The following is a 17609-nucleotide window of genomic DNA, read 5'->3' on the forward strand; positions in this document are numbered from 1 at the left end:
AGATTGCCCCTCCTGCCGTCTCACGGGTTGACGCCGATCACCCTTTAGCGGTTATGCTCGAGCCTCTGCCCGAGCGCCGGCCCGTCCGACGCCTTCTCATACCAAGCCATGCGAACAAGGACGTATATGCAAGCCAAGGACAAGTGTCTGGCCGCCCTGGTCATTCTCTGCTGGGGACTCAACTTCGTGGTGATCAAGTGGGGACTGGAGGGGATACCACCCCTGCTGCTCGGGGCCCTTCGCTTCATCGGGGTGGTGTTCCCCGCCATCCTGCTGGTGCCCAGACCCGCCATGCCCTGGCGCTGGCTGCTGGCCTATGGGGGCGCCATCAGCCTGGGGCAGTTCGCCTTCCTGTTCAGCGCCATGAAGTTCGGCATGCCGGCGGGCATGGCCTCCCTGGTGCTGCAATCCCAGGTGCTGTTCACCCTGCTGTTCGCCATGATCTGGCTGGGGGAGCGCTGGCAGACCCATCACTGGGTGGCCTTGCCCCTGGCCGGGGGCGGCCTCTACCTCATCGCCGCCTTTGGTGAGGGCAACCTCACCCTGCTCGGCTTCGTACTCACCCTGTGCGCCGCCGCCTGCTGGGGCCTTGGCAACGTCATCAATCGCCAGATCGGCCTGCGCTACCAGACCACCTTGCCGAGCCTCATCGCCTGGGGCGGCCTGGTGCCCATACTCCCCTTCCTCGCCCTCTCCTGGCTGTTCGAGGGGCCGGAGCGCATCGCAGACAGCCTGCTGCACTTCAGCTGGCAGGGGCTCCTGTGCGTCATCTATCTGTCGTTTATCGCCACCTGGCTCGGCTATGGGCTCTGGGGGCGGCTGCTGATGCGCTACCCAGTCGCCCAGGTGGCTCCCCTCTCCCTGCTGGTGCCCTGCGTCGGCATGGTGACCGCCGCCCTCTTGCTGGACGAGCACCCCAACATGCTGCAATGGCTGGGCTCGGCCCTGGTGCTGCTCGGCTTCGTGGTGCACCTGCTGGGAGGGCGCCTGCGGCTGTTCAAACCACAGACCGATCACTGAGGCGACAACCCATTGACCCACACGGATAAACTTTCCATATTGAAACAGGCCCCTCGGGGCCTGTTATCGTTTGTTGCCGGCAGGACGCCCATCATCAGGAGAGCAAGGATATGCTGCACCCTTCGTCACCGACCCTTTCACGGCTTTCGCGCATCTCACGATTCACAGCCCTCACAATCCCTCTGCTTTTTAGCACCTTCGGCTGGTGCGCTGCCTTGCCGGCCGATCTTGTGTGGGAGAGCAACGACACAGACCCCGTCTACGCCGATCCCGCCGCCCAGCGAGGGGGCACCTTTCACGACTTCATGACCAGCTTCCCCCTCACCCTGCGCAAATACGGGCCGGACTCCAATGGCGGCTTCGCCGGTTACATCCGGGAGGGGACCCTGCCCCTGCTCGCCACCCACCCGATCACCGGCAAGCCCATGCCCATGCTGGCGAACCAGTGGGCGTTCGGGGCCGACAACAAGACCCTCTATTTTCGCATCAACCCCAAGGCCCGCTGGTCGGACGGCCAGCCGGTCACCACGGACGACTGGCTGTTTACCCTCAAGATGATGCGCAGCAAGGAGATCAACGACCCCTGGTACAACAACTACTACTCGACCCAGATAGTCGATGTGACCAAGTTCGACGACCACACCTTCTCCATCACCAGCGGCACCGAGAAGAGCCGGGAGGATCTGCTGGACTCCCTCCCCTTCTCCCCCGAGCCGAGCCACGCCATTCAGCTCACCGCCAACTGGGTCAAGGAGTACAACTGGAAGGTGTTGCCGGTCACCGGCGCCTATCGGATCGGCGAGGTCAAGAAGGGCAAATCCGTCACCTTCCTGCGGGTCAAGGATTGGTGGGGCAACGACGAGCGCTACTTCCAGCACCGCTTCAATCCGGACAGGATAGAGGTCAAGGTGCTACGGGATCAGAACATCGCCTGGCAGCACTTCCTGCGCGGCGAGCTGGACACCTTCGGGCTCGTCATGCCGAACTGGTGGCATGACAAGAGCAAGACGGCGGAGTTCGAGAAGGGCTATATCGAGCGGCTCTGGTTCTATACTCAGACCCCCCAATCCCCCATGGGGCTCTACCTCAACACCGCCGATCCCCTGCTGAGGGATCTCAACGTGCGGCTCGGCATCCAGTATTCCCTCGACATCGACAAGATGATAGCGACCCTGTTGCGGGGGGATTACCAGCGCCTCAACACCTATGGCTCCGGCCAGGGAGTTTTCACCAATACCGATCTCAAGGCGCGCCCCTTCGATCCCAAGCTGGCGCGGGAGTACTTCGCCAAGGCAGGCTTTACTAGGACGGGGCCGGACGGCGTGCTGCAAAACGACAAGGGACAGACTCTCTCCCTCACCATCACCTACACCACGGCGGAGCATGCCCAGCGGCTGACCCTGCTGCGGGAGGAGGCGAAGAAAGCTGGCCTCAACCTGGAGCTGAACCTGATGGACGCCTCCGCCGGCTTCAAGTCCATGCTGGAGAAGAAGCACCAGAGCGCCTGGATGGGCTGGAGTACCGGCCGCTATCCCGCCTACTGGGAGTATTTCCACAAGGTGAACGCCAACAAGCCCCAGACCAATAACATCATGAATATCAACGATGACGCCATCTCCGCCCTGGTGGAGCAGTACGACAAGGCGTTCGACTTCGCCAGGAAGGCCGAGCTCTCGCGCCAGATCCAGCAGCGGCTGTTCGAGCTCGCGAGCTTCGTGCCCGCCTATCAGGTGCCCTACACCCGGGCCGGCGCCTGGCGCTGGATCAAGCTGCCCAAGACGCCGGCAACGCCACAGAGCGATCTGCTCTACTGGCCGCTGGACGGCGCCAACTCGGGTTACAGCTACGGCGGCCTGTTCTGGATAGATGACAAGGTCAAGCAGGAGACCCTCGCCGCCATCAAGCGCGGCCAGGGCTTCCCCCCCGTCACCCTGGTCGATACCCGCTATCAACAGCCCTGAACCTGAGGGAAAAAGATCTCACCCTATGGGAGCGAGTTTTTATCCATCGCAATAAACGAAAGACCCTGCACCATAGGGTCGGGGTCTTCAATCAGCACTAGCGTACCCATTGTCATAAAAAAGACCCCGCACGATGGCGGGGTCTTTTTTTGCAGCAAGGAAAGCGGCGAGGCTTAGCCGCGCTTGGCTTGCTTCTGGGCGATGGCGTCGGCCACGTCGGCCGGCTCCAGCACTATACCTTCCTGATCCGGGGTCGGGAACACGGCGACGCAGAGCTCATCTTGCTCCATGCCATCGACCCAACGCTCCAGCCACACCTTGAGGGTGATGGATTGCGGCTTGCAATCGGCCCACTCGCCTTCGGCCCAGGCCTTGGCGTATTCCGGGTGCGGCCAGACGGGAATGCAGTCTTCATCTTCTGTGGTCAACATCATGACGCCGTGTTCGTCGGTCAGGACAAACAGCTCTTCGTGCTCGACCAGCTTGCTGATGAAGTGATCAAAGCGGTAGTCGGCGTTCAGTTGCAGCGCAGCATTGCGCTCGGTGTCGCTAAGTTCATAGCTCATCGGTCAAGTCTCTCATTCAATAAAGGGCGACATGTTCACATCTTGCCGGCGGCTTGTCCAGCAGGAGCGCGTTATCGGCGGGCGGTTCACGCCAGGGTCGGGACCACGAGGGCGACGCCGGGCGTCTCGCTCAGGCGCTGACGCAGCCAGTAGGCAGACTCCACCTCCACGAAGCAGAGTTGCGCCCGCCCGGCCTGCCCCCCTTGCATGATCTGCTCGAAGCGCGCCAGTTGCTGCTGCTCCCAGGCGCTCGCCAGCTTGGCACCGTGGGCCTCGTCCACCACCTCGCGGCGCAGTTCGAACAGGTTATCGGTGATCGGGCTGTTGATCTTGGCCGGGTTGCTCCAGTACATCAGCAGGTTGTCCATCATCTCCTCGTCGTAGCTCGCCAGCGCGTCGAGTTCGGGGGTATCTCCTCCCTCGCTGGTCGCAAAATCGCACCAGCCCGAGGCCAGCGACGCCAGCACCTGATGGGGTCGCCCATGCTGATGCAGCACCGTCAGATCTGTCCCCTTGATGGCAGGCAGCCACAAGTCCCCCTGATGAGCGTCGAGCAGGGGTAACAGCAAGGAAGGGGCATAGACTGGAAAACGGGGGGCAAGCCTGTGCAGCAGAGAAACCAGTGTGACTGTGATCATGAGCGACGCCTTGAGCTGGAAGGCCGGGAGCATGCCTGGCCAAAAAGACAGAAGAGGAACTATTCTACCATGTTTAATGGTCGACGGGCGGGCCAGCTCGCTTGCCCATGTTGGGAGTGCGGCCAAAAAAGCAGCGCTTGCACAACGCCAGCTCTCACAAAGCCCAATACTTTGAGCCAGCGCCCACTAAAGTGAAACCGGGAATGTTAGTTTGCATACATCTTTAGCGTTAAGGAGTGCATCCATGAGTGGGATCGACCAGGTTTCCGAGGATTTTGTGAATGAGCTGAAAATACTGGCATGCTTTGATCCGGCCAACATGAGCCAGGGGATCAAGCTGCGCAGCGATCTCTCCCCGGCGCTGAGCCTGGCGGCAGAGCGCCTGCACAGCCAGGGCATGATCAGTGCCGTCGACGGCGGCTACCTGACCCCCTTTGGCATGACCATGCTCGAGCATCTCCAGCATCTGTTGGTGGCGCTCAAGCCGAATTGAGCTCCTGTGGCGCCCAGAGCGAGAAGTTGAGCAACTCCCAGTTCTTCTGGTGTCGCAACAAACAGGCAAACAACAAAGGACCTTCGGGTCCTTTTACTTGGCCGTCCACCAGCCACTCCCCCGCCCGCTTGGCCACGGGCTGAGCCTTGACCTCCTCGGGCTGGGCCGCCTTACCCAGGCGAACCTGCACGAATTGCTGGCACACGGCCACGGCCTTATCGGCCACGGGGTCGGGCGCAGGCGTCGCAGCAAGCAGGGAGGCAGTCAGCAGCAGGGATGGGATCATGGTGGTTGGCACGACTCAGACATGGTTCAAGAATATGCCATAAACAAAAAGCCGCGGTACCAGAGGCAACGCGGCTTTCTTAAATTCTGTAAGAATTACAGAGCAGTTACGTTCTCAGCCTGCGGGCCTTTCTGACCTTGGGTCACAGAGAACTGTACGCGCTGACCTTCAGCCAGGGTACGGAAGCCGTTACCGCTGATGGCGCTGAAGTGAACGAAAACGTCCGGGCCGTTTTCTTGCTGGATGAAGCCAAAACCTTTGGTTTCGTTGAAAAACTTAACGGTACCGGTGATCATGTTGGACATATCTTTAACCTGTATTCAAAATAATTACTTATGCTTTTCAGCGGGTAAAGCTCAAAAACGGGATTTACTTATGAACAACAGGAAAAGATGTAAAACATCGTATTCATTGACATAACAATCGCCTTTTCAAGCTGCCTGAGATTATACGTCCCTTTGTCGATTACGCAAACAAATTCGTACCCTGCCAGCGGCAGGGTACGAGTGCTTACACATCGGCAGATTCCAGTGCCTGGACCAGGGCTTTGAGGAAGCGCGCCGCCTCGCCGCCGGTGCAGGCGCGGTGGTCAAAGGTCATCGACAAGGGCAGCGCGCGAACCGGTCTCGCCTCCCCGTGGATGAACACCACCTTCTCGAACAACTTGCCCGCCCCGACGATGGCCACCTGGGGCGGTGTGACCACTGGGCTGGCGTAGCGGCCCGCGATGGCACCGAAGTTGGTGAGGGTGATGGTCGCCCCCTGCAGCATCTCCCGCGGCACGGCGCGCGCCTTCACATCGGCGATCATCCGATCCAGCCCCTGACGGATATCCGCCCGCTCCCGCTCGGCCACGTTCTCCATCACGGGCACATAGAGGCCGTGTTTGGAGTCGACGGCGATGGCCACGTTGATCTCGTTGAACAGCCGCCTCGAGAGCGTATCCCCGTCGAACCAGGCGTTCATGGAAGGCTCGGCCCGGCACGCCACCCCGATGGCCTTGATTAGGCGAACGGTGACGTCTTCATCGGCGCGCCAGTGGCGCAGGTCCACCTCGTCGGTGAGGCTGACCGGCACTACCGTCTTATGGGACAGCTCCATCGCCTTGGCCATGGCCCGGCGAGAGCCCTTGAGGAACTCGTTGCCGCTCTCCTGCATCGCCTCGAACGCCGCTTGCACGTCCTGCTCGGTCACCATGCCGGCGCTGCCGCTGCCCTGGATCTTGTCGATGTCGAGGCCGAGTTTTTGCGCCAGCAGCCGCACCGCGGGCATGGCCTGCACCAGGCTGCCGCCGGGGGCCATGGCGCCCACCACGAAGTGATCCTCGATATGCTGCTGATGGGCGCTCACCTTGCCCACCACTGTGCCGTCATCTTCCCCCCCTTCAAACTCCACCAGGGGGGCGCCGATGTGGAGGATGTCCCCCTCCTGGCCGCACAGACGGGCGATGACCCCGGCCACTGGCGAGGGCACGTCCACCAGCGCCTTGGCGGTCTCTACCGACAGCAGCACCTGATCGACGCTCACGGTATCGCCGGCGCTCACCTTCCATTCCACTATCTCGGCCTCGGCCAATCCTTCGCCCAGATCCGGTAATTTGAAAAATTTCATGACCCGTTCTCCATCCGCTGGGAAATCACCGCACGTTGAAAAATTCCATGCCCGTCGTTTGCGCGATCGCTCAACCGCCCATCTGTGTAAAAGGTCATAGCCAATTCTTCTCCATCAGCTGGTGTGCCGCATCCGCAATATCCTGCTCGGTGATGAGGTAATACTCCTCGTTGCGATAGTAGGGCACGGCGGCGTCCACCCCGGTGAGGCGCCTGGGCGGCGCCTTGAGGGAAGTCAGCGCCTCCTCGGTGACCCGCGCCACGATTTCGGCACCGACCCCGAAGCTGCCGCAGGCCTCGTGCACCACCAGCAGCCGACCTGTCTTGCGCACCGAGCTGAGGATGCTCTCCATGTCCAGCGGCTTGATGGTGGCCAAGTCCAGCACCTCGCACTGAATGTCCCGCTCCGCCAGTTGGGCGGCGGCCCGCATCACCTCCTGAATGCAGGCCCCCCAGGCAACTATGGTGAGATCCCGCCCGGGCCTCAGGGTGAAACAGACGTCGAGCGGCAAACCGATGCCGTCATCCACCACGTCCGATTTCATGGAGCGATAGATGCGATCCGGCTCGAAGAACATCACGGGATCCGGGTCCCGGATGGCGGAGAGCAGCAGGCCATACGCCCGCTTGGGGCTCGACGGGATCACCACCCGCAGGCCGGGAATATGGGCGAACAGCGCCTCCACGCTCTCGCTGTGGTGCTCAGGCGAGTGAATGCCGGCGCCATAGGGAGAGCGGTAGACCAGGGGGCAGGAGAGGCGGCCACGAGTGCGATTGCGCATGCGCGCCGCCTGGCAGATGATCTGCTCCATGCCGGGGAAGATGAAGCCCTGGAACTGGAACTCGGCCACGGGCTTGAGCCCCTGGGTGGCCATGCCGACCGCTACCCCGGCGATCAGCCCCTCGGCAAGCGGGGTGTCTATCACCCGCTTGAAACCAAACTTGTCGCGCAAGCCCACGGTGGCGCGAAATACCCCGCCGTTGACCCCCACGTCCTCGCCGAGCACCACCACGTCCGGGTCGCGCTCCATCTCGTGATGCAGAGCCAGGTTGACTGCTTCAAGCAGCGTAATTTCACTCATGATGTGTCTCCCCGCCCTGCAACTGCATCCCCTTGGCGATGATGCGTTGACGCTGGGTGCGATAGTCCTTCGGCAGCTCGGCGAACTGGTAGTCAAGCAGGGTTTCAGGCGCCTGGGGCGCCGTCCCCTCGTAGGCGGCGACGGCGCGCTCGACCTCACGGGCGGCCTCTGCCAGCAGCGCTTGCTCCTGCAGCTCATCCCACCAGCCCTGCTCGGCCATGAACTGGCGCAGCCGCTTGACCGGCTCCTTGGCCCAGGCGACTTCCACCTCGGCGGATTCCCGATAGCGGGTGGCGTCATCGGCTGTGGTGTGATCCCCGAGCCGGTAGCTGACCGCCTCGATCAGGGTCGGCCCCTTGCCGCTGCGGGCCCGCTCCATGGCGGCGCGGGTCGCCTCATAGACGGCCACCACGTCGTTGCCGTCGACCTGCAGGCTGCGCACCCCGGCCCCTATGCCCTTCTGGGCCAAAGTGGGGGCGCTGGTCTGCAACTTGCGCGGCACCGAGATGGCCCACTGGTTGTTGTTGATGATCATCACCATGGGGAGGTGCCAGACCCCGGCGCAGTTGAGCCCCTCGAGGAAGTCCCCCTTGGAGGTGCCCCCATCGCCGATGGTGACCACGGCGACCCTGGGCTGGTTGCGCAGCTTGAAGGCCGCGGCGATGCCGGCGGCGTGGGTGATCTGGGTGGCGATGGGCACGCAGATAGGCAAGTCTTCCGATAACTCGCCATCTGGCTTATAGAAAACACTGCCCCGCTCATCCCCGCCCCAATATTGCAGGTTTTGCTCCATGGGCACGCCCCTCACATAGAGGGTTGGCATGTCCCGATAATAGGGTACGTAGACATCCTCTGGCCGCATGGCAAGCCCGACCCCGATCCCCACCGCTTCCGCCCCCAGGTGGGAGGGAAAGGTGCCGAGTTTGCCGGTTCGCTGCAGCGCTATCGCTTTCTTGTCATAGCTGCGCACCATCACCATGTTGCGGTAGAAGGTGTGCAGTGTCGCCTTGTCCAGCCAGGTCGGCAGTGTCGCGACCGGGCGCCCCTCCTCATCGAGGTAACGAAGGAAAGGGATGTCGACATGGGTCATAACTGGCTCCTTGCCGTTGTCAACGTCACCACCATGAGGTGACCCTCAAAATGTAAACAATATGTTAACTTGGTGGCAATGGGATTTCGTCAGGTTAGACCAGTAGAAACTTCTTTAATTTCAGAAAGAAGATGAGATTTTCGGCGAGCAGGAACGAAGAAGGGAGCCCGTTCGGGCTCCCTGTCGGGGGGATTTCGGGATCACTCCCAATCTCTGTTCTGCCCCCGCGGCCGCCTGGGGCGCCACTTCGTCGGGCAGAATCGGGCTCAGATCACTCCCATAACCGGGTCGGCACTACCAGCAGCATGGTGCGCTGGCCGATGGCCACGTTGGCGTTGGGGAAGACCACCGCCTCCCGCGGTTTCTCTACCCTGTACTGCTGCTCCCCGTCCTCCGCCAGCACAAATCCCTGGGGAAACTCGGTGAAATTGTCCACGTCGCTGGCAAACAGGAAGCGGAACTGCTCGGAGCGCTTGTTGATCACCCGATCGATGGCGAACAGGGTGAAGTCATCCGCCCGCCAGGGCTCCAGCGCCATCTCGTCCTGGGTCACCAGCTCCTGCAACGCCTGACGGGCCTCGATAAAGCGGGTCATGTCGTTCTCGCCAAAGGGGCGCACCTTGCCGAGTTCCACCGTGAAGGCGTGGGCGCCGTGGCGATGGGAGCTGTAATAGCTGAAGGTGGTGGTCGGCCCGCCGGAGAGCAGTATGGTGCGCACCCCGCAGGCACCGAGGAACTGCACCTGCTCCCTGCAGTGGGGACGCTCGTGGGGGAAGGGGTAGACCGCAAACTTCTCGTGGCGCGAGCCGCGGATCGCGGTGTGCAGATCGTAGTGATAGCGGGGCCTGGCGGGGTCGGCGAAGAAGCGGCTCACATATTGCTCGAGGCGCATGGCGCGGATCCGTTCCCGGTTGCACAGCCCCTCCCCCTTGCTGTGGGCGCCGGAGAAGAGGCGGTTCATGTTCTCCTCCACCTCCCGCAGCCCCAGGTTCATGGCCGCCGGGTTGCCAAACAGGAAGAGCACCCGGTGGCGGGCCTTGAGCTCACCGCCGAGCAAGCGCGACAGCAGCTGGTTGCAGATCTCGATGGGGGCGGTCTCGTTACCGTGAACCCCGCAGGAGAGCACTATGTCCTTGCGACCACCCGGCTCATCACCGGCGCCGCTGGCGGGCTCCAGGCAGAGCACCCCCGTGTCCCACACGCTCACCTTGTCACCGTTTGGCAGCGCATAGGCGAAGGGGTCGAGCTGCCACTCGTGGCGGCGGGTCAGGGCCAAAAAGTCATGCTGGGGAATCATCCGTCTCACCCTCTTGTCGGTTCACACTTGTCGATGTCAGACAAGGCGGATTATACGCAAGGCGCCTTGGCTTAGAATCAGTTTTTAAACAAATTCAAACAGTAAGGATACAAATGTGACAACAAGTGATGACAAGTGACGCTATGGGGATGGCGAGCGGAAAGCGTGGACGTACAGGGCATTCAAACGGGGCGGTACGAAAGGGGATCAGGCCAGTGATGGCGGTACGACAGGGACTATGGGTAAAGAAACACTATCAACAGAAAAACGAGGCATCCATGCCCGGTCGATCAACCACGCCAGAACGGCTTGGTGGTCTCTTGATAACGGTCGGCTTCGTTCAGGCCGATGTCTTTGAGCAGGTAGGCAGGCAGCTCGGAGAGCTGTCGACGGCTGCGGCTGCGCTCCAGCCAGGTCAGGACGGTCGTTTTCACACGAGCCATCAGGTTAGATTGGCTGGAATGCTGGTAACCGGCTTCGGTATAAGTCATGTTGGCCATGGGATGGCTCCTCTCAATTGAGTTCGACACTGGGTTCAAATTTGTTGCGCAGAGCTTAGTCAGGGAACAGAGGCGTCTCAATTGACGAATTTTGATACAATGGATTAGTAAAACTAATGATAAGACCCACAGAAGATGATGTTATAACCAATTGATTTTAAACGATAATGTTATTTTAATGCTCTGAATGGTGACCCCGCAGCATTTTCTCCTGCCGCCTTCGCTTCTAACTATGCAATTTCTCGCAGTAGCTATGCATGCCCTCAAGCCGTCAAGGGGCCCGATAACCACGGGTTCACAACCAGTTGTTAATCAAGTGATCTTTCATTGATCCTTATTTAACAGGCAGATACAGATAACCAACACTCAAACGACGCCAACTTTTCCGTCCCGGCTGGCGGATTGTGAAGGGGACACTTGGCGCCCAGCTCCCATGCTGATATGGTTATTTATACAGTAGTTTAGCCAAGTCCCCCCTCGCCGCCTGTCACGCAAAGCGGCAGGGGATGACCACAGGATATGCCGATGGATGCCTTTACCCCCACCGCCGCCCTGCGCCAGCAGATGGAGACCCTGGAGGCCGCCCTGGCGCGCCTCGCCGACCTGCTCGGTCAACTCGAGCCGCTGGAGGCCCATGTCTATCCTCTCCCCGCCGTGCCCATGGGGGAGGAGCACGATCCCATCGACACCATAGAGGTCGGCTATCTGAGCGGCGAGGCCGCGCTGGCCGCCACCCTGGCCGCCTATCGGGATCACAGCGCCCGCCCCGGTTGCTCCACCAAGGCGACCCTGCGCCTGCCGGGCTGGCTGCGTTTCCCCGCCGCCAGCGCCCCCCTGCTCACCCCGCTGATCAAGGAGATCAACGGCCACAAACTCGCCTTCAAATCCCTGGTGCAAGAGGCCGGTGGACGAGATGAGAAGTTCGAACTGGTGCACGGTGCCCTGCCCGGCGTCATCACCTTGCAGGTCTATCGCAAGCTGACCCTGCTCACAGGGGAGCTGCATTCCCTTGGCTTTACCTGGGCGGACAAGCAGAGTATCAGCCGGCTCACACGGGAGCAGGTGCTGGAGATGCTGGAGCGCAGCCGCCGCTATGTGCCGGCCCTGTCGGACAACGAGGAGTGGAGCAAGATGGTGGATCAGGAGGTGTACGACATCCGCCGTCTGCCCGCCAACGTGGAGCTGCGGATCCGGCGGCCGGTCAAGACCCACCCCATGATCAACCTGCTGTGGCAGGACAGGGAGCCGCGCAAACAGCAGCTCAAAGCGAGCCTGCCCCTGCTGCTCTGCTCGGACACGGCGCCGAGCGTCACCCACCTCGGCCACTATCCCCCCAAGCTGCGCCAGGCGCGGCGGGATCGCAAGATAGGCGGCGAGGCCATCATAGAGCGCCTGCACCTCTACCGCTATCAGGGGTAGGCAGGGCTTCGCCCGTGGGGCCAAAACGACGAGGGGAGCATCGCCGGATGCTCCCCTTGTTGCTTTCACCCGAAGAGGCTCTCAGCTCATCAGCAGGGCCCGCAGGCTCTCCACATCCAGCCCCTTCACCTCGGACTGGCCGCTCAACAGGCCGTCGGCCAGCGCCCGCTTCTCGTCGTGCAGGGCCACGATCTTCTCCTCCACCGTCTGCTCGCACACCAGGCGATAGACGGTCACCGGCTGGGTCTGCCCCATGCGGTGGGCTCGATCGCTCGCCTGATCCTCCACCGCGGGGTTCCACCAGGGATCCAGGTGCAGCACCGTATCGGCCTGGGTCAGGTTAAGGCCGGTGCCCCCCGCCTTGAGGCTGATGAGGAACAGGGGCACCGGCTCGTGGCGGAACCGCAATATGGACTCCTGGCGGGACTTGGCGGAGCAGCCGCCATCCAGATAGCAGTAGTCCCACTGCTTCTGTTCGATACGCGCGCGCAGCAGGCTCAGGAGATCCACGAACTGGCTGAACACCAGCACCCGGTGGCCGCCGTCGATGGCCTCCTCCAACAGGTTCATGGCCTCGTCCAGCTTGCTGCTGGTCTGATCCCATTCCGGCATCACCAGCTGGGGGGAACAGCAGAGCCGGCGCAGCCGGGTCAGGCCGCTCAGCACGTGCATCAGGGCGCGGCCATCGGCGCTTTGCACCTGCTGCACCACCTCCCGCCTCGTCGCCTCGTAGAGCTGGCGCTCCTCCGGGGAGAGGCTGATGTGGTGGATGATCTCCGTCTTGTCAGGCAACTCGGTCAGCACCTGCTGCTTGAGGCGGCGCAGGATGAAGGGGCTGATCACCGCCCGCAGCAGCGCCATGTGGCGGGGATCCTTGACCGCCTTGCCGAAGCGGCGCTTGAACTCCCCCAGGCTGCCGAGCAGGCCCGGGTTGATGAAGGTGAAGAGACTCCACAGCTCGCCGAGGTGGTTCTCGATGGGGGTGCCGGAGAGGGCGAGGCGAAAATCGCCGTCGAGCTGGAACAGCAGCTTGGCGCGCTGGGTACCGGCATTTTTGATCTGCTGCGCCTCATCCAGCACCATGCTCGCCCAGTGGCGAGACTTGAGGGCCTGGGAGAGGCTGCCGAGCATGCCGTAGTTGACCAGGATGATCTGGCCGGGTCTGGCCTCCTGGATCAATGCCTCCCGCTCGGCCGGGTTCTCGAAGATGACCACCTCCAGCTCGGGGGCGAAGCGGGCCACCTCCTCCTGCCAGTTGGTGACTACTGACTTGGGCACCACCACCAGGGCTGGGCCCAGATGCTGGCGCATGCGCAGCAGGATCAGGGCCTGCAGCGTCTTGCCAAGGCCCATGTCGTCCGCCAGGCAGGCGCCGAAGCCGTGGTGGGCCAGGGTCGCCATCCAGCGCACCCCCTCCTTCTGGTAATCCCGCAGCGCAATCAACAGCTCAAGCGGACACTCCACCTCCTGCTGCCACTCCTGCTGGAGGGACTGCCAGGCATCATCCCCCGCCGTAGTCACCGCCGACAGCAAACGGGCCAGGGGGTAGGCCAGCTTGTTGTTGATACGCTGATCCGTGTCCAGCATGGCCCCCAGCATGGTGAGGCGCTCCACCAGCTTGTCGGTCAACATCAAGCTGGTCTTGTCGTCGAGCTGGACGGTGCGCTGGCCCGGGGTGAGCTGGCGCAGGATGAGGCGAAGGTCGAGGATCTGGTGCTCGTCCAGGGCCAGGGCCCCCTCCACCTGGAACCAGTCCTGGCGCCGCTCGATGCGAAGGCTCAGGGCCGCCTCGTCCAAGCTTTTGAGGCGTGCGCTGTCCTGGTGCCAGTGAATGACCACTCCGGCGTCCACCAGCTCGGGCAGGGCGTTGACCAGGGTCAGTGCCTGCTCCCCCTCCAGCTTCCACTCGTTGCCCGGCAACCCGATGGGCAACTGGTTCCGCAGCCGCTGGGCCTCTTCCTTCTCCGCCGCCAGATCCCGCTGCCAATATTGGTACGCCTTCATCCCCTGCCGGACGATGGCCTCCCCCTTGCCGAGAGGCAGGGGGGGCAAATCCCCTTCCCGGGTCACCAGCTGGACCACCAGCTGGCCATCCTGCCAATCCAGCTGCACCGAGGCCACCCCCGGCCAGGGGCTGAGCTCGGCATTGCCGTGCAGACCCGCCACCTGACTGTGCCAAGGGAGATCCGGGATGGCATCCAGGGTGCGTTGCAACTCCGCCAATCCGGCTTCGGGCAAGGGGGGAATAGCGGCCAGGGCAGGCAGTCTGTCCAGCAAGGCTTGCGGCGTCAGAATAAGCTGCCACAGATCCTGCGCCAACGGCACTATATGGGCCCCACGGGCCGCCGCCTGGGGGTTTAGCAGGACGCGCATACCCGGCATCTGGGCAGCATGCTCCGAGACATGAGCTATTTGTTCCAAAGCCTGAGGGTCGCTCTGACTCTCGTCCGGCACGATCTGCAACAGGGGGGCGCTGATGGCCAGTTGCAGTTTCTGTCCCTTGGCGTTGAACAGGCGGGGATGTTCGGCAAGGGGGGCCCAGGCCTCCCGCGGCAACTTGCCGAGGGTACGCGGCAGGGTGCGTACCAGCGCCCAGTCGGCCTCGTCCAGCAGGGCCGCATACTGGGTGGAGAGCAGGGCCGGATCCACTCGCCGACCGGCGGTCCACTCCCCCTTGGTGCTCTGCTTCTGGATCTTGCACTCGAGCTCAGGCCCCTCGGCGTGGAGCAGCCACACCAGCCGCTCCTGCGCCTTGCGCACGCCGCTGGAGCGCCCAAGGCCCTGCAGCCAGTTCAACCAGCTGGCGGAGGCGGGCGCCTTGTCATCCTCCGGATCTTCACTGCCCTGCCCCGCCGCAGCGACCTGCAACTGATTGAGGGGGAGGCGCTGCGCCCCCTGCCCCAGCAAGCTGCGCAGCAGATCCTGGCAAAAACCCATCAACCGATGGCGGGGCTCGGCCTCCAGCAGGTGGGAGAGATCCCACTTGTGCAGTATGGCCACCTGGGGGCTCTGCTCCCCGTGGCGCGCGAGGGCGCAGAGATCGAGCCAGAGATAGCCCCAGTGCAGCTCCTCGAGGGGCAGTTGCAGGGTATCGAACAGGCCGACCGCCTGACCGTGGCGATCGCCGGCCCACTGCCCCAGCAGATCGCCGAGCAGCGGGAAACCGTTGCGCGAACCCGGCTGGCCGAGGCTGCGCTGCCACTGCTTGCGCTGCTCGCTGGCGAGCACGGGATCGGCCTGCTGCAGCCAGCCAAGCCAGAGCAGGGTGCTGAACATGGGGGGCCAGGCGGGGCGATCCCCATCGGCCTGCCGCCCCTCCTTCGATTGCGCCAGGGCCCCGAGCAGACGCTCCCCCAGGGGTTGCTCATCGGCCTGCTCCGCCAGCCGCTGCAGCGCCGGCCAGTGCGTGGCAGCCTCGCCCCTTGCCTCATCCGAGCCACAGAGCCATTGCCATTCGGCAGACAGCGCCAGGACTCGCGCAGACAGAGGGGCCGCACAGGCGGCGGCGACCTCTGCCAGCGGCCAGCGGGCCTCGGGCTCGGCATCCAGCAGGGCTTGCAGGGCGAAGTGGTCCAGCAAGAGTCGCTGCCAGGCGGGGCTGGCCCCCGGCAGCAGGCGATGGGCATCGGGCAAGTCCAGCAGGCTCAGCAGCTCGGCACTCTGGTAGTAGGCGGGGATCTGGCCCGCCTCCCCCAGACAGAGCTCGCGCACCAGGGATTGCGCCATCTCCTGACCGGTGACGGAGGGTACCCGGGACCAGTCCGGCATGGGGCAATGACCGCCGCGCACCCCCAAGATCAACGCCAGCGTCCCCTCGGCCGTCAGGCTCCACTGCTGCTCTCCCCGCAGGCGCACCAACCCCTGCTGCTGCAACTGCGCCAGTTCCTCGGCCAGCAGTCCGGGGGACTGGGACCTTGACCTCGATGCCTGCAAGGCGTCGAGCAGATAGCGGGGGCTGGCGGCGCGCTGCAACTGCAGCTCGCTGAGCAGGGCATAGCAATCCGAAGAGAGGGTGAAGGCTGACATCAGGACTCGTGGGCTGGTGCAAAGGCGGAATTTTACCGAGAAAGGGGCGACGGCTCGACCCTTAAGCACGAATTAGTACAAAAAAAGCGGACTGCCTCATAAAACCCGGCAGGGGAAATGTGGCAAGGATCGGCAACAAACGGGGGAAAATAGGCAGGAAGGCGGTGAGATGGCAGACGTTGGCGACGATCGATGGATGCCGCCATCAAGCAATAAACCGGCGCAATAAAAAAGGCGCCAAAGCGCCTTCTTGCAAGCCATCAACGGATTTCAGCCTTCCAGCTGTGCCAAGCGGGACTCCAGGGCCAGCAGCCGCGTCTTGAGGCTCTCCACCTCCTCCTCGAGCTGACTCAGGCGATCGGCGTCATGGCCACTCGCAGACGCGGCGGCATAGCCGCTGGCGGGCGCAGCCTGTGCCAGCGCCTGCAGATCGATCTCCCCGCTGAACAGGTGAGCGTAACGGGACTCCCGCTTGCCCGGCTCCCGGGGCAACTTGACCACATAGGGGCCCCGCTCGGCGAGGCCGGCCAACACGGCATCCACCTGGGTCACATCGTCGAAACTGCACAGGCGGTTGGTGCGCGAGCGCAGCTCACCCGGCGTCTGGGGACCCCGCAGCAGCAGCTCGCAGATGATGCCGAGCTCCTGGGCCGTGAATTTGAGCTCACCGAACTCGGTGTTGCAGAAGCGGTGCTGATAGCGCGGCACCCGCGCATTGAAGCCGGCGGTGTTGACCACCAGGCGACGGCGGATCAGCTCGTCGATCACGGCGCGAATGTCCAGCTCGGCGAGATCCAGCACGGGCTCGCGATTGCTCTTCTGGTTGCAGGCGTTGACCAGCGCGTTGAGGGAGAGGGGATACTGATCCGGCGTGCAGATCTCTTTCTCTATCAGACAGCCGATCACCCGGGCCTCCAGCGGGCCTAGCACTAACTCCATTTCAACCTCCCTTGCCAAACGTTAAGAGACTCATCTTAACCAAGGCGTACACAGCGTCCAGCCCTGAACCGCAATTTTGCGACCAGGGGAAACAGTTGATGAAACATCGCACAGCGATGGGTCAAAATCAGAGTCACTAGAGCCCTGAAGCTAGGCACTCCAAGGCCGACGGCTCAGTGTCCCGGCCCGGGCCCAGCGATCATTGCGATAGGATCATGGCGCTTAGAGAGACTTGTCGACGCTGGTGTCAGAGCCCGAGGTCAGGATGCGCACCCTGTCCCCCTTGGTGAAGCTGAGCCTGGGATCGCTCGCCTGCACTATGCTGAGCACCTTGCCCCCGTCCGTCTTGATCTGCAGCTCCACCGATTGGGTCGACTCGGACTGGCCATGGCTGCTCTGGCGCCGGCGGGAAACCTCGGCACCCGCCACCGCGCCGGTGACGGTGGCTATGGTCTGACCCGAGCCGCCGCCGAACTGGTTGCCGACGGCCGCGCCGAGAGCCGCGGCCCCTATGGTACGAAGGGGTCTGGCCCCTTGATGGGAAGGCTCAGTGGTCTGGGTGATGAGATGACTCTCCTGTACCGTGCCGTATTCGACCTGGGCGCTGGTCCCAGCCATGGCGGATGAGGTGGTCAGGATAAGCAGACTGGCGGCGATGAGTTCCACTTTCTTCACGATATAG

Annotated in this window: 16 protein-coding genes; 4 read left to right on the plus strand and 12 right to left on the minus strand. The window is 62.9% G+C overall.

What is annotated here, in order from left to right:
* The first annotated feature begins 126 nt into the window (after positions 1-126).
* Both ACT5M9_RS04610 and ACT5M9_RS04615 read left to right on the plus strand, forming a co-directional pair.
* Positions 127-1020 carry an EamA family transporter gene (locus ACT5M9_RS04610; RefSeq protein ID WP_457981371.1) on the plus strand — a complete coding sequence of 298 codons (894 nt, stop codon included), beginning with the start codon at positions 127-129 and terminating at the stop codon, positions 1018-1020.
* Between the two features lie 110 nt (positions 1021-1130).
* A complete protein-coding gene (locus ACT5M9_RS04615; protein WP_457981369.1) occupies positions 1131-2981 on the plus strand; it encodes an extracellular solute-binding protein in 1851 nt (616 codons plus the stop codon).
* Positions 2982-3154: 173 nt separating this feature from the next.
* Here the strand turns inward: ACT5M9_RS04615 and ACT5M9_RS04620 are convergent, their stop codons facing one another.
* Both ACT5M9_RS04620 and ACT5M9_RS04625 read right to left on the minus strand, forming a co-directional pair.
* Positions 3155-3547: a DUF2750 domain-containing protein gene (locus ACT5M9_RS04620; protein ID WP_033130508.1), complete on the minus strand. Its 393-nt coding sequence runs from the start codon at positions 3545-3547 to the stop codon at positions 3155-3157.
* Positions 3548-3633: 86 nt separating this feature from the next.
* A complete protein-coding gene (locus ACT5M9_RS04625; RefSeq protein ID WP_457981368.1) occupies positions 3634-4185 on the minus strand; it encodes a hypothetical protein in 552 nt (183 codons plus the stop codon).
* A 244-nt stretch (positions 4186-4429) separates the two neighbouring features.
* Here ACT5M9_RS04625 and ACT5M9_RS04630 point away from each other — a divergent pair, with 244 nt between their 5' ends.
* Positions 4430-4678 carry a TIGR02647 family protein gene (locus ACT5M9_RS04630; RefSeq protein ID WP_438548886.1) on the plus strand — a complete coding sequence of 83 codons (249 nt, stop codon included), beginning with the start codon at positions 4430-4432 and terminating at the stop codon, positions 4676-4678.
* Here the strand turns inward: ACT5M9_RS04630 and ACT5M9_RS04635 are convergent.
* From ACT5M9_RS04635 to ACT5M9_RS04665, 7 genes are all read right to left on the minus strand, one after another.
* Positions 4665-4964, minus strand: a complete 300-nt coding sequence (locus ACT5M9_RS04635; protein WP_457981367.1) for a hypothetical protein — start codon at positions 4962-4964, stop codon at positions 4665-4667. The genes ACT5M9_RS04630 and ACT5M9_RS04635 overlap by 14 nt on opposite strands.
* A gap of 95 nt (positions 4965-5059) precedes the next feature.
* Positions 5060-5269: a cold-shock protein gene (locus ACT5M9_RS04640; RefSeq protein WP_005331438.1), complete on the minus strand. Its 210-nt coding sequence runs from the start codon at positions 5267-5269 to the stop codon at positions 5060-5062.
* A gap of 205 nt (positions 5270-5474) precedes the next feature.
* Positions 5475-6575, minus strand: a complete 1101-nt coding sequence (locus ACT5M9_RS04645; RefSeq protein WP_457981364.1) for a dihydrolipoamide acetyltransferase family protein — start codon at positions 6573-6575, stop codon at positions 5475-5477.
* 94 nt (positions 6576-6669) lie between these two features.
* A complete protein-coding gene (locus ACT5M9_RS04650) occupies positions 6670-7656 on the minus strand; it encodes an alpha-ketoacid dehydrogenase subunit beta (RefSeq protein WP_457981363.1) in 987 nt (328 codons plus the stop codon).
* Positions 7649-8746 carry a pyruvate dehydrogenase (acetyl-transferring) E1 component subunit alpha gene (gene pdhA, locus ACT5M9_RS04655; RefSeq protein ID WP_457981362.1) on the minus strand — a complete coding sequence of 366 codons (1098 nt, stop codon included), beginning with the start codon at positions 8744-8746 and terminating at the stop codon, positions 7649-7651. Before pdhA ends, ACT5M9_RS04650 begins: the two co-directional genes overlap by 8 nt.
* A 271-nt stretch (positions 8747-9017) precedes the next feature.
* Entirely contained in the window at positions 9018-10043 is a 1026-nt protein-coding gene (gene astE, locus ACT5M9_RS04660; RefSeq protein ID WP_457981360.1) for a succinylglutamate desuccinylase, read from the minus strand.
* A 290-nt stretch (positions 10044-10333) separates the two neighbouring features.
* On the minus strand, positions 10334-10543 hold the full coding sequence (locus tag ACT5M9_RS04665) for a DUF1127 domain-containing protein (protein ID WP_457981358.1): 210 nt from the start codon (positions 10541-10543) through the stop codon (positions 10334-10336).
* Between the two features lie 525 nt (positions 10544-11068).
* Between ACT5M9_RS04665 and ACT5M9_RS04670 the strand changes: the two genes are divergently transcribed.
* Positions 11069-11962: a DNA replication terminus site-binding protein gene (locus ACT5M9_RS04670; protein WP_457981356.1), complete on the plus strand. Its 894-nt coding sequence runs from the start codon at positions 11069-11071 to the stop codon at positions 11960-11962.
* Between the two features lie 81 nt (positions 11963-12043).
* On the opposite strand, the gene ACT5M9_RS04675 is transcribed toward ACT5M9_RS04670, so the two are convergent.
* From ACT5M9_RS04675 to ACT5M9_RS04685, 3 genes are all read right to left on the minus strand, one after another.
* On the minus strand, positions 12044-15988 hold the full coding sequence (locus tag ACT5M9_RS04675; protein ID WP_457981355.1) for a DEAD/DEAH box helicase: 3945 nt from the start codon (positions 15986-15988) through the stop codon (positions 12044-12046).
* 270 nt (positions 15989-16258) lie between these two features.
* A complete protein-coding gene (locus ACT5M9_RS04680; protein ID WP_457981353.1) occupies positions 16259-16927 on the minus strand; it encodes a YceH family protein in 669 nt (222 codons plus the stop codon).
* 222 nt (positions 16928-17149) lie between these two features.
* Positions 17150-17602, minus strand: a complete 453-nt coding sequence (locus ACT5M9_RS04685; RefSeq protein WP_457981352.1) for an outer membrane lipoprotein — start codon at positions 17600-17602, stop codon at positions 17150-17152.
* Positions 17603-17609: the final 7 nt, after the last annotated feature.

The sequence above is a fragment of the Aeromonas sp. AE23HZ002T15 genome (assembly GCF_054165525.2).